The organism is Clostridium sp. AF32-12BH (assembly GCF_003477935.1).
GTDB lineage: Bacteria > Bacillota > Clostridia > Lachnospirales > Lachnospiraceae > Brotaphodocola.
The window spans coordinates 37832-49326 of record NZ_QUEH01000022.1; the positions used below are offsets into that span (position 1 = coordinate 37832).

The window sequence follows — 11495 nt, forward strand, 5'->3', positions numbered from 1 at the left end:
GGAGGGATGAGAGCTATGTCTGATTATCGGAGACTGATTTCGTACATATATGCATACGAGGGTGGAGAAAAAGGGAAAAATATAGGGTTTGCCAAGATCGATATGCGTGGTCCACAGTGCCGGATCCAGGTGAATGTCAAGAAGGTTTATGTAGGCAGCAGCGATATCGGTGTATATCTGCTTCATACCGGCGGGGAAGTTCTGCTGGGACGGATCTTTATCCGCAGCGGTGCGGGAGAGTTTCGCACCCAGGTGCAGTCCGAAGATGTGGATGGAACCGGCATTCGCATAGAAGACTGTTACGGTCTCACGATCCATGATATGGAAAATGCCTGGCAGAGCTATACTACGATTTGGGAAGATGCAGTAGCGCAGACCGCAGAGATCCAGCTGGCAGAGGTAACGGCAGAGCATATCCGCAGGCAGCAGGAAGAGAGGATGCAGCAGGAACGAAAACAGCAGGAACAAAAACAACAGGAAGAACAGCAGGATCAGCAGGCACAGCAAAGCCTTCCTATATCAGCAGAAATCGAGCGTGAACTGGAGGCAGAGGAAGAAAAGCTGGAAGCGACTGCGCCGTGGGAAGAAAATGTAGCAGTGGATGGGGGAAAAAACGAACAGTCGTGTCAGAATATTGGGGGAAGTAAGCGGGAAAGTGTACAGGCAGAATCTGTGAAAGAAGCCTGTGTGGAGAACATGCAGGCAGAATCTACAGTGGAAAATTGTCTGGAGAGCAAGCAACCGGAATCGGTGGCTGAAAAACGTCTAGAGAGTATGCTGACAGAGCCTGTGGTGGAAAAACATTTGGAGGATTTTGCGCCAGATTCCAGGATGGAAAAGCATCGAAAACGAATACCGGAAGAAGGTATGGCAGAGGTGCAGCAAATAAATCTGCCGGAAGAACAGACAGAGAAGCAGCCGGACGATCAGGATGTGCATCAAGGCCCGGAAGACACCGCACGTCTGGCAGAGCTTGACCGGGAAGAAAATGAAGAACTTGCAGATACGAATATCTGGAAAAAAATGAGTGGTCACTACACAAAAGTTCTGGCTTTTGACTATGACAATGACTGCGAAATCCTCTCCATCAAACCCCAGGATATCGGGCTTTTGCCCCGGGAAATCTGGGTGTATGGAAACAACAGTTTCCTGCTTCACGGATATTATAATTACCGGCACCTGATCCTGGCGAAGCTGCAGGATCCGCAGAAGGCACCCCGCTATCTTCTGGGAGTGCCAGGACATTATTTCAGTAACGAAAAATACATGGCTTCCATGTTCGGCTTCCCGCATTTTGTCCTGGCAAGGAAACAGCCTCAGGGGGACGGAAGATTTGGCTACTGGTATACGGATATCCGGTTGTGAAGACTGCTGATATCCGTTATACTGTTGATATGGGTTACTGTTTGGTACTGGACACGTGCGCGTGTACAGGAGCGTTGTTTGCGCATGCTGAATGGTAACGGCTAGAAAACAACTGGATCTGTAAATGAAACATACAGAACCGGGAAGGAATTTATTGTGGCAGAAGAAAAGAGAGTAGAAGAAAATGCAACGATAGAAAAAGATACGCAGGAAGCATTTGTATCACCGGAGGATATCCGATATATGAAAGAGGCAATCCGGCAGGCAAAAAAGGCCGCGGCTCTGGGGGATGTCCCGATTGGCTGCGTGATCGTATATCAGGGAAAGATCATTGGCCGTGGCTATAACCGGCGTATGGCGGACAAAACAGTCCTGGCTCATGCCGAAATCATCGCGATGCGGAAAGCCTGCAAAAAAATGGGGGACTGGCGTCTGGAAGACTGCACGATGTATGTGACACTGGAACCGTGTCCTATGTGCGCGGGAGCCATTGTGCAGGCGCGGATTCCGAATGTGGTCATTGGCTGTATGAATCCCAAGGCCGGTTGCGCGGGATCGGTACTGGACATGCTCCATGAGGAAGGGTTTAACCATCAGGTAGAGACAAGGATCCATGTATGCAGGGAAGAATGCTCCGGAATGCTGTCACAGTTTTTCAGAGACCTGAGAAAAAAACGGGCAGCAGAAAAACAAAATGGAAATTTTTCTGGAAAGTATGAATAAAACTTATAAGGAATATAGTTTTTTCGTAGTTACGTTTGGTTTTGTGCAGTGCTAGTATGGTAATAACAGGAAAATGTTTTTGTAAAATATTGGAGGGATTAAGATGGCACTGTCACAGGAAGAGAGAAAACATTGGGAAGATGTGATTCGTGAAACGGGAGGTACCCGGGAAATTATGTTAAACAGCCGTGAAATTCCGGAAAAACTCAGCAAATGCAGAGAACTGGTGGAACGGACAGAAATGATGCTGCCTGTAGAGAAAGCTGGTATTCCGGATGTGCGGATTGTTATTACAAAAGCACTGGATCGGAAAGATGGCTGTCCGGTACACGTAAATTGCCATGGAGGCGGATTTGTTTTTCCACAGGGAGAAGATGACGACTATTATTGTGCCCATATTGCATCTGGAATTCATGGCATTGTAGTAGATGTCGATTATGCAGTAGGTCCGGATCATCCATTTCCGACAGCATTTGAACAGAGTTATGCAGCGGTTCAGTGGGCATTTTCGCAGTGCGAAAACTGGCATGCCGACGAAAAACGGGTTTCCATGGGTGGACAGAGTGCTGGCGGAAATTTAACAGCAGCTGTGGCATTGCGGGCAAATGAAAGCAAAGATTTCCAGCTCTGCCTTCAGGTATTGGCATATGCAGCAATGAATTTTCAGACAGATCCGGCTTCCAGACCAGAGACAACACCAGGTGCCGTGGAACGTATGAGGGCATTTGATGCGTTTTATACAGCTGGAGACAAAGCATTAAATTTATCGCCATTTGTTTCTCCCGGACTGGCAACCGATGCGATGATCAAAGATCTGCCGTCCACGCTCATTATTACGGCAGGAAGATGCAATCTGCGTTTCGAGGATGAGGCGTATGGAATGCGGCTGGTTGAAGCAGGGACAGAAGTTACCATGAAGCGGTTTTTGAATTCACGCCACGGTTTTGCCGGAAGAATGGTAGATGAATGGTGGGAGGCGCAGGAATGCGTGATCCATGCGATTCTTGGCGCATCCTTATAAGTGTTTTACGATTGTATCCAAGTGATCGTGACAGAAATCTTGACAAAACGCTTGTTTCTAATGTATACTAAACAGGCATTTGTGAAAACATACAGATGTCACAAGAACATGTCATAAAGCTTCCGCGCAGCCGGGGAGATAGCGGTGCCCTGTATCTGCAATCCGCTCCAGCAGAGGTGATATCCCGCCTCGGATGCGAACTTGCAGGGCTGCCCCTGGTAAGCGGCGTTGACGTTTGGGTCTTGCGCAACAGAACCTCATGAACCGTGTCAGGGCAGGAATGCAGCAGCACTAAGTGAGTCCCTCTGTGTGCCGTAAGGAAGCCTGGACCGAGCTGGCTGCCAGGGTAACGCCTGTGAGCCGTATACAAAGCGGGGTGCGCGGATTTCATAAAGAATAATAGTGGGTATATCTTCAGAGAATGAAGGTATGCCCATTTTTTCCTTTCTCCGAATAAAAGATGGACAAACGAGAAAGCGGTGTATTATAATAAAGTGGGTTTTTTTATTTAGGATAACTATAAAGAAAGAAGGGTGTGTCTTCGATGAGAGTAGGAATACTGACCAGCGGCGGCGATTGCCAGAGCTTAAACGCAACCATGCGCGGTGTGGCAAAAGCACTGTATAAGATGTTTGAAGATGTAGAGATCATTGGTTTTGAAGATGGCTATAAAGGCTTAATGTATGCAGATTACCAGATCATGAAACCTTCGGATTTTTCCGGAATCCTGACAAAGGGCGGAACCATCCTCGGTACGTCAAGACAGCCATTTAAGCTGATGCGTGTTCCAGATGAAAATGGTCTGGACAAGGTTGAGGCCATGAAGCACACATACCGGAAATTGAAATTGGAATGTCTGGTGGTGCTGGGCGGAAACGGAAGCCAGAAAACGGCGAACCTTCTGCGGGAAGAGGGCTTAAATGTGGTATCTCTTCCGAAGACAATTGATAATGATCTTTGGGGAAGCGATGTAACCTTCGGTTTCCAGAGTGCGATCAATGTAGCAACCAACGCCATCGACTGCATTCATACAACAGCGGCATCCCATGGACGTGTTTTCATCGTGGAGGTCATGGGCCATAAGGTTGGCTGGCTGACCCTGTACGCAGGAATGGCTGGCGGTGCCGACATTATCCTGCTTCCGGAAATCCCGTACGATATTAATGTCATTGTTGCGGCATTAAAGGAGCGCAGCAAACAGGGCAAGCGTTTTTCCATCCTGGCTGTTGCGGAAGGCGCAATCTCCAAGGAAGATGCGGGCTTAAGCAAGAAGGAATTAAAAGAAAAGAAAAAGAACCAGGTGATCTATCCGTCAGTTGCTTACGAGCTTGGCGCACAGATCACGGAACGGACCGGACAGGAAGTCCGTGTGACAGTTCCGGGCCATACCCAGAGAGGCGGCGAGCCGTGTCCGTACGACCGGGTGCTTTCTACCCGTCTTGGCGCGGCAGCGGCAAAGCTGATCCAGGAAAAGAAATATGGGTATATGGTAGCAGTGCGGAATAACGAGATTACGGAAGTTCCGCTGGAAGAGGTTGCCGGAAAATTAAAAACGGTAGATCCGAACTGCTCCATGATCCAGGAAGCCAAGATGATCGGAATCAGCTTTGGTGATGAATAAAGACAGCCTGACAGGCAGATGAATTCAGTGAGTCAGACTGCCGGAAACAAGGAGTTAAAGAATATGTCATATACTGCACTATACCGGAAATGGCGCCCTGCCCAGTTTGATGATGTCAAGGGTCAGGATCATATTGTGCAGACATTAAAAAACCAGATTACTAGCGGACGGATCGGCCATGCTTATCTGTTTTGCGGAACCCGCGGAACCGGTAAAACTACCATTGCAAAGATTTTTGCAAAGGCAGTAAACTGTGAGCATCCAGTGGACGGAAGTCCGTGCAATGAATGCGCAGCCTGCAAGGCAATCGCATCCGGAAGCTCCATGAATGTAGTAGAGATCGATGCGGCATCCAACAACGGTGTGGAGAATATCCGTGAGATCCGGGAACAGGTCCAGTATCCGCCGACGGAAGGCGCGTACCGGGTCTATATCATCGACGAGGTGCATATGCTTTCTACCGGTGCATTTAATGCGCTGTTAAAAACACTGGAGGAGCCGCCTTCTTACGTGATCTTTATCCTGGCAACGACAGAGGTGCACAAGATCCCGGTCACGGTATTGTCCCGCTGCCAGCGCTATGATTTCCGGCGTATCACGATCGATACCATTGCGGCGCGTCTGCGGGAGCTGGCCGATGCGGAAAATATCCAGGTAGAGGAGAAAGCGCTGCGCTATGTAGCCAAGGCAGCGGATGGCTCCATGCGAGATGCTTTAAGCCTGTTGGACCAGTGTGTCGCGTTTCATTATGGCACGCTGCTCACTTACGATAATGTGCTGGAAGTGCTGGGCGCAGTGGATTCTGGTGTTTTTAGTGAACTGCTGCGTGCTGTGATCGCAAAGGACACAACGGCGTGCATGAAAAAACTGGAAGAAATGGTGATCCAGGGTCGGGAACTGGGGCAGTTTGTCACAGATTTCATCTGGTACCTGAGGAATCTTCTGGTGTTAAAAACAGCCGATGACGCAGAAAATATGCTGGATATGTCAGAAGACAACTTAAAGCTATTGCGGGAAGAGGCAGAAATGATCAGTGGGGAAACGCTCATGCGTTTTATCCGGATCTTTTCAGAACTTTCCAATCAGATCCGCTATGCAAGCCAGAAGCGGGTGCTGATTGAACTGGCATTGATTAAGCTGACAAAGCCGCAGATGGAGCCGAATCTGGATTCCATTTTACAGCGCTTGGAAGAACTGGAAGACCGGATGGATGAAGGAGTTCCGGTCAATTCCCAGATGATGCAGCAGATGGCGGCCCAGATGGGACAGCAGGGAGCAGGAACGCCGGTATCAGCCGACGCAGAACCGGCACAGCCACCGCAGCAGGTATCCATTCCGAAAGCTCAATTGGAAGATTTAAACCTCATCCGTCAGGACTGGGGGAAAATTATCCGGGAACTTGGCGGAGCAATCCGTCCAAGCTTCCGTGATACGGTACTGGAACCAAGTGGAGACAGTTGTCTGTGCATCGTATTTTCAAATGGGGACAACTATGCCATCGGCAGCAGGCCCACGGTCCTTGGCGCGCTGGAAAAGTATGTGGAGGAGCAGTATGGCAAGACCATGTATTTCAAAGCGCGCATGAGAAATGCCGGTGAGCGGCTGAACACCATTTACGTCAGTGACGAAGAATTAAAAAATGCGGTTCACATGGATATTACAATAGAAGATGAGTAACTGAGCAGATGCAAAACAGTTACAAAGATGACAAAGATTAGGAGGAAGCATCATGGCAAAACGTGGTGGATTCCCGGGCGGAATGCCGGGAAATATGAATAATTTAATGAAACAGGCGCAGAGAATGCAGCGCCAGATGGAAGAGACAACGAAAGAACTGGAAGAGAAGGAGTACAGTGCATCCGCAGGCGGCGGTGCTGTAACCGTAACGGTTTCCGGTAAAAAGGAAGTGCTTTCCGTAAAACTTTCTGAGGAAGTAGTAGATCCGGACGATATCGAGATGCTTCAGGATCTGATCGTGGCAGCAACCAATGAGGCTCTGCGCAAGATGGAAGATGAGTCTCAGGCAGCCATGTCAAAGCTGACCGGCGGATTAGGCGGTCTGGGCGGAGGCTTCCCATTCTAAAATGGATTACTACAGCAAACAGATCACAACACTGATCGAGGAATTATCAAAGCTTCCGGGTGTTGGAAGCAAATCAGCACAGAGACTGGCATTTCATATCATCAATATGCCGCAGGAGCAGGTGGCGAGTCTGGCTGGCGCGATCACGCAGGCCAAGGCGAATATCCGTTACTGCAAGGAGTGTTATACTCTGACAGATCAGGAACTCTGTCCAATCTGCAGCAGCGACAAGCGTGACCATAAAACGATCATGGTGGTTGAAAACACCAGGGATCTGGCTGCATACGAAAAGACAGGAAAGTATGAAGGTGTATACCATGTACTGCACGGAGCCATTTCTCCGATGCTGGGTATAGGACCCAATGACATCAGGCTGAAGGAGCTGATGCAGCGTCTTCAGGGGGACATAAAAGAAGTGATCATTGCCACCAATTCCAGCCTGGAAGGGGAAACTACGGCCATGTACATCAGTAAGCTGATCAAGCCTACAGGAATCCGTGTAAGCAGGATTGCAAGCGGGGTACCGGTTGGAGGAGATCTGGAGTATATTGATGAGGTAACCCTGTTAAGGGCATTAGAAGGGCGCGTGGAGTTGTAGGGCAGGTCAGAGACCAGCTGCCGGTGTCTGCGGAGCAGAAAAACGGCGGCGAGAGAATGGATATTTGCCCGTTGCTGGCCATGCGTACATGAACAGCAGCGAAATGACAGTGGCAAAGGAGTGCAGAAGATGGATAAATACGAGTTTAACATAAAAGTAGAACAAATCAGAAAATTAAGCAATCAGGGCGATTTTGAGACAGCCATGAAAATTGCGGATACCATTGACTGGAAGAAGGTCCGCAATGCGAATCTGCTGTCTATGGTTGCCAACGTTTACGAAAAGAACCATGAGTATCAGGATGCAAAAGACATTCTGCTGATGGCTTTTGAGCGTGCGCCGATTGGGAAACGGCTGCTTTACAAGCTGACCGATCTTGCGTTAAAGGAAGGCAATGTAGAGGAAGCAAATGCTTACTACCGGGAGTTCTGTGACCTGGCGGGAGATGATCCGCGCCAGCATCTGCTCCGTTATATGATCTTAAAGGCGATGGATGCGCCGATTGAGCAGCAGATCCATTCTCTGGAGGGCTATACCGAAGAAGAGCTGGATGAAAAATGGCTGTACGAGCTGGCAGAGCTGTATCACCGTGCCGGTGATGCGCAGCGCTGTGTGGCAGCCTGCGATAAGATCATGCTGATGTTTGGTCTTGGCAAATATGTAGATAAGGCCATGGAGCTGAAGGTCCAGTATGCGCCGTTAAATAAGTACCAGATGGACCTGGTAGAAAACCGGGATAAATACGAGGAAAAACTGCGCGCAGTAGAGCAGGCCTTTGAAGAGGAAGATGCGATGGATGACGAGCCGGAGACTGATGTGCAGCCGGAGGCAGAACAGTCAGGAAATGCCGCTGAAGAAACAGATGCAGAGGCAGAAGCAGAGCTGGCTTCAGAAGTGGTTTCGGAAGTGCCTGCACCGGCGGATGCTGTTCAGGCAGTCCCGGAAGAACAGAATTTGCTAAAAGAGGCTGCTGTAAAAGACGTCGATGAAGAAAACACAGAAGCACCGGAGGTAAATATTACTCCGGATCTTTCCTATGGAAAAGAAGCAATTGTGGCACAGGTACAGCAGGCAGAGACCGAGGCACAGCTTGCAAAAGAGGTATCGCGGATCGGGAAAGATGCAGTGGAAGAGGAGAGTGACCTGGGCAAGACCCGGGTACTGGATTCCATTCGCCGTATGCCGGCAGCAGATGCTGCACGGAAAGCGGAAACAGAAGCTGCGGAGCCGGAAATCGAAGAGATCGACGAATTTGACGAGGAACCAGAGCTTCCGCGCATGACCAATCACCTGATGATTGAGGCAAGATCGCCTGAAAAAGGCATGGAGATTGCGATTCAGACCTTAAAACAGATTCAAAAAGAAACCGGAATAAAAAATCCGGTGGCAAAGATTACCGGTTCCAAGCTGAACAAGCGGGGAATCCTTGCCTGTGCAGACAAACTGAGCGGAAAAGATCTTATGATCGAGGAGGCCGGAGACTTAACGCCTCAGATGATCGGGGAACTGGAAACACTTATGACCCGCGATACCAGCGGCATGCGTATTATCCTGATCGACAACCCGAAACAGATGGAGATGCTGCATGCGCAGAATCCGTCGCTGGCAGACAAGTTTGAGTGCATTGGCTGTGATTATCCGCCGGTACAGGCAGCGGAGCCAGAGGTTGCTGCGGCAGAGCCGGAAAGCATGGCAGAACCGGAGCGAGAATCAAACCTTAAGCAGGCAGAACGTCCGGTACGTAAGGTGGTTCCAACCAGCAATGGGGCTATGCGGGCGCCGGAACCGGAATTAGAAGCTTCAGAACAGGAAGCGGCAGAACTAGCTGAATCTGCAGAAGAAGCAGAAATGGATATCGATGAATTTGCGCAGTATTGCTGCAAATATGCATCAGAGATTGACTGCAGCATTACCGGTAAGAGCATGCTTGCGCTTTATGAGCGGATCGAGATCATGGAAGAAGACGGAATCCCGCTGACCAGAAAGGAAGCACAGGCTTTGATCGAGGAAGCTGCGGACCGTGCGGAAAAGCCATCTCTCGGCAAAGCCATTAAGGGATTGTTTTCTTCTAAGTATGACAAAGACGGCATGCTGATTTTAAAGGAAGAGCATTTTATATAATGAGAAGAGAAATTAGATTAATTGCACTTGATTTAGACGGGACGCTTCTGGATAGCCAGAAGCGTCTCTCTGCGAGAAATGAAAAGGCACTGAAAGAATGTATTGCCCGCGGGATTTATATTGTACCCTGTACCGGCCGCATCTGGGGAGGCGTGCCGGAGTTTCTGCGTACTTTGCCAGGAATCCGTTATGCCATTACGACGAATGGTGCGATCGTGGAAGACGTGGCAGAGCATAAGATCCTGGATGAGCGGAAGCTGGGCTGCGCACAGGCAATCGATATTTTGGAAATGGCAGGAAAGTTTCATACCATGTACGATGCCTATGTGAATGGATGTGCATATGGGGAAAAGCGGTTTCTGGAACATATGGATGATTACGCGATCCCGGATACGATCCAGGCAATGGTCCGCCAGACAAGACAGGAAGTACCGGATGTCGTGGAGAAGGTCCGCGCGTTAGGGCTTACGGTGGAAAAAATCAATTATTTCTTTGGTGACCAGCAGGAGCGTGCCCGAGCAAGAAGAGCCTTGCAGGACCGCGGGGACGTAATTGTCAGTTCATCCCTGGACAATAACCTGGAGATCAATGCGCCCGGAGCAACAAAAGGGGAAGCAATCCTTCGCCTGGCAAAGCATCTGGGCTTAAGCCGGGAACAGACCATGGGTTTCGGCGACGGGGAAAATGATATGACTATGATCCGCATGGCCGGAATCGGTGTTGCCATGGGAAATGCTGTGGAAGCATTAAAGGCAGAGGCAGACTATGTAACCGTGACGAATGATGAAGACGGGGTTGCGGATGCAATTGAAAAATTGTTGTGAAAATTTGCATGAAAGAAATATATGTATGTGGTGGCCGGAAGCGCAGAATGGAGTATATCATATGGATTTTTTAGCAGAACACTGGCTGTCTGTCGGTGTGGGCGTATTCTGGCTGTCTATGGTGCTTTATGGACATTATAGAGGGTTGGTGCGCATTGCAGTGACATTATTAGCGTTGATCCTGAGCCTTGTTGTGACACGTGTAGCCATGCCGTGTGTGACGGCTGCATTGAATCATAATACTGCCATCCATCAGATGGTGGGGGAGAGTCTTTTGAAAATGGCCGGGGCAAAAGCTGGAATGGAAGAAACAGATGAGCCAGATGGAACAGAAGTACAGCCCTCGTATCAGAGAAATATAATAGAAAATTTAAAGCTTCCGGAACAAATGAAGGAGGTACTGCTGGAAAATAACAATAGTGAGATTTACCGTATGCTGGGCGTGAACCGTTTTTTTGATTATCTCGGGTCATATCTGGCAACGATGGTAATCCGGACGTTTGGCTCCGGAATCTTATTTGCGGTAGTATTTCTCTTCTTCCGGATGGGCGCACATTGGCTGGACCAGGTAGCACGGCTTCCAATCATATCAGAATTGAACCAGCTAGCTGGTGCATTACTTGGAGGTGTTGCGGGTCTTCTGATCATATGGCTCGCCGGTCTTATTATAAAGGCCTGCTCTGGTATGGTGTGGGCGCAGCCGGTGCTTATACAGATTGAAAAAAGCTGGTGGCTGAGCTTGCTGTATCAGAATAATCTGTTTAACTGGCTGTTCTTGTGTATTTTGAAGGGCTTTTCGTGAGGACTAGGGCAGAATGCGGTGTATAATCCGGTTGCTGTTTGCGCACCGCGTAAATAGCAACCGGATTTTGCCTGATTTTTAAGCCTTTTTGCGTGTGGCTTTTTGTTTTTATATTTTTTGAAAAAAGTTGTTGACAAACCATTTCCTGGATGGTATAGTATAACTCACCCGCGAAAAACAGCGGGACAGAAAAAAGAAAATAAAAAAACTGTTGACAAAAGCGTAAACATCTGGTAAGACACAACACGCTGCTGAAAACAGCAAAGCGAATCTGAAAAGATTCAAAAAGAAATTTAAAAAAGTTGTTGACAAAAGCTTGAAGCTGTGCTAAACTATC

11 protein-coding genes and 1 other RNA gene are annotated in these 11495 nt (G+C 48.8%); 11 read left to right on the forward strand and 1 reads right to left on the reverse strand.

Annotated features, from left to right (window positions below):
- Positions 1-15 precede the first annotated feature (15 nt).
- From DWZ40_RS17495 to DWZ40_RS17545, 11 genes are all read left to right on the forward strand, one after another.
- Positions 16-1365 carry a DUF6128 domain-containing protein gene (locus tag DWZ40_RS17495; protein ID WP_118544141.1) on the forward strand — a complete coding sequence of 450 codons (1350 nt, stop codon included), beginning with the start codon at positions 16-18 and terminating at the stop codon, positions 1363-1365.
- Positions 1366-1557: 192 nt separating this feature from the next.
- On the forward strand, positions 1558-2088 hold the full coding sequence (gene tadA, locus DWZ40_RS17500) for a tRNA adenosine(34) deaminase TadA (protein ID WP_279220684.1): 531 nt from the start codon (positions 1558-1560) through the stop codon (positions 2086-2088).
- A 103-nt stretch (positions 2089-2191) separates the two neighbouring features.
- Entirely contained in the window at positions 2192-3109 is a 918-nt protein-coding gene (locus tag DWZ40_RS17505) for an alpha/beta hydrolase (protein ID WP_118544142.1), read from the forward strand.
- A 122-nt stretch (positions 3110-3231) separates the two neighbouring features.
- Positions 3232-3493: signal recognition particle sRNA large type (ffs, locus tag DWZ40_RS17510), an RNA gene on the forward strand.
- 160 nt (positions 3494-3653) lie between these two features.
- Positions 3654-4730: an ATP-dependent 6-phosphofructokinase gene (locus DWZ40_RS17515; protein WP_118544143.1), complete on the forward strand. Its 1077-nt coding sequence runs from the start codon at positions 3654-3656 to the stop codon at positions 4728-4730.
- Between the two features lie 63 nt (positions 4731-4793).
- Positions 4794-6407: a DNA polymerase III subunit gamma/tau gene (gene dnaX / locus DWZ40_RS17520; protein ID WP_118544144.1), complete on the forward strand. Its 1614-nt coding sequence runs from the start codon at positions 4794-4796 to the stop codon at positions 6405-6407.
- Between the two features lie 52 nt (positions 6408-6459).
- The gene (locus DWZ40_RS17525; protein ID WP_118544145.1) at positions 6460-6813 is read left to right on the forward strand and encodes a YbaB/EbfC family nucleoid-associated protein; all 354 of its coding nucleotides are present in this window, start codon (positions 6460-6462) and stop codon (positions 6811-6813) included.
- A 1-nt stretch (position 6814) separates the two neighbouring features.
- Positions 6815-7411: a recombination mediator RecR gene (gene recR, locus DWZ40_RS17530; RefSeq protein WP_118533726.1), complete on the forward strand. Its 597-nt coding sequence runs from the start codon at positions 6815-6817 to the stop codon at positions 7409-7411.
- A gap of 129 nt (positions 7412-7540) precedes the next feature.
- Positions 7541-9532, forward strand: coding sequence for a tetratricopeptide repeat protein (locus DWZ40_RS17535; protein WP_118544146.1), 1992 nt, complete (start codon positions 7541-7543; stop codon positions 9530-9532).
- Positions 9532-10356 carry a Cof-type HAD-IIB family hydrolase gene (locus DWZ40_RS17540; RefSeq protein ID WP_118544147.1) on the forward strand — a complete coding sequence of 275 codons (825 nt, stop codon included), beginning with the start codon at positions 9532-9534 and terminating at the stop codon, positions 10354-10356. The genes DWZ40_RS17535 and DWZ40_RS17540 overlap by 1 nt, the downstream gene beginning before the upstream one ends.
- 61 nt (positions 10357-10417) lie before the next feature.
- Positions 10418-11158: a CvpA family protein gene (locus tag DWZ40_RS17545; protein ID WP_118544151.1), complete on the forward strand. Its 741-nt coding sequence runs from the start codon at positions 10418-10420 to the stop codon at positions 11156-11158.
- On the opposite strand, the gene DWZ40_RS19870 is transcribed toward DWZ40_RS17545, so the two are convergent.
- Positions 11118-11495, reverse strand: a 378-nt coding sequence (locus tag DWZ40_RS19870; protein WP_207664528.1) for a hypothetical protein, incomplete at its 5' end; no start/stop codon positions are given. The genes DWZ40_RS17545 and DWZ40_RS19870 overlap by 41 nt on opposite strands.